We start from the raw sequence: 1,404 nt of genomic DNA on the forward strand, positions 1-1,404 counted from the left end.
GTAATGCCAGTCAGTTAAGCTGATTGGCATTTTTTCTTTGGATATTTTGCAGGTTTTGCTTTAACTACTCTCGGACACAGCCTATGCCTTTTTTCAGGTAATACATACATTTTTGAACTTTCTAATAAATGCTCTAAATGTCTAGGCAAATTACCTGCCGACTCTAAAGGCGTATGCCTCAATATATTGATAATACTCATTGATGCGATATGAAAACTGATCTTTAATGGACTGACCTTGGCGCGTTCAGCCATAAATCTCATCTGTCGTCTTAATACATTATAGGCAATCAATACGCCCCATAATTCCTGATAAACCAAATCAGGCTGCTTACTTCTTAACGTCTGACTATCTTGTAAATCACTTTTAATTTCCCGATAGCACATCTCAATCTCCCAACGTTGGACGTAAAGCATCGCAACCTCTTTGAGTGGATAGGCTTTTGAATCCATTAAAGATGTGATGTATCGTCTAGTTTTGCCTAAATGTTCGATTTCTATTAAACGAGCTTCCCAATATTCTCCCAATAATGGATTCAGTTTCTTCGCTCTAGGTGAAATAGGCATTCTGATGTGAGCATCATGTTTTGAGTGTTGTTTTATAATTTCATAGCGTAAATTATCTTTGGCTCGCATCAGCCAATGACGGCTTTCTGTTTGGGAATGCCAATTGATGAGAAAATTAGCGGAGAAATAAGCGCGATCAAATAAAGTGATACTTTGAGCAGGCGCTTTAAGTTGACTGGCTAAAGTCAGTTCTCCCTGATCCATACTGCCGAGTTGAGCGTCGATGATTTCATGCGTATTGGTATTCACCAAGCAGGTTGCCCTCACTTGAGGATAAGGAGCAGAAGCGTTTTTACCTTTCGATGAGCCAAAGTGATTCAAGTTTTCTTATGTATGTGGCATAGACCAGACAATACCATCAACTGCACATATACGAAGACCATGAAAATCTGAATGTTGTTGCTGTGAATCTTGAAACCATGCTTGGCTAAGGTGGAAAACAGTGCCTGCAAGAGTTCCAATCCCAAACGTTGTCGAGCTTGTACAGATGCACTGGGAACACAATATTGCGTTGTACCAAAGACAAGTTGCAACTGTTGAACAACATACCAAATGGGTTGATCTCGAAATAAGGCAAGACCAATCACCAGCCATACCACATGTTCAGCAGGGAGTTTTCTCTTTCGGATAGATGCCTTGCCTGTTTCTTTTAAACAAGCTTCGATCCAATTTAAATCAATGAGTTCATTGAAATGTGAGAGTGAGGGTAATGTTTGTTGGAGTGTTAAATCTAAATGATGTGATAAATTCATAAAAAAAATGAGTGTATTTGCATACACTCATTTTTACAGCAATTTGCATTTTTTTGCTTAACTGACTGGCATTACTCTATAAAGAG

The 1,404-nt window shown here is 38.7% G+C and carries 1 pseudogene; it reads right to left on the reverse strand.

The features are described from left to right. Positions 1-14: 14 nt before the first annotated feature. A pseudogene (locus GBN19_RS15365) lies at positions 15-1,318 on the reverse strand (IS4 family transposase). Positions 1,319-1,404 lie beyond the last annotated feature (86 nt).

The sequence above is a fragment of the Acinetobacter brisouii genome (genome assembly GCF_008993995.1).
In the GTDB taxonomy this organism is placed as follows: Bacteria; Pseudomonadota; Gammaproteobacteria; order Pseudomonadales; family Moraxellaceae; genus Acinetobacter; species Acinetobacter brisouii_A.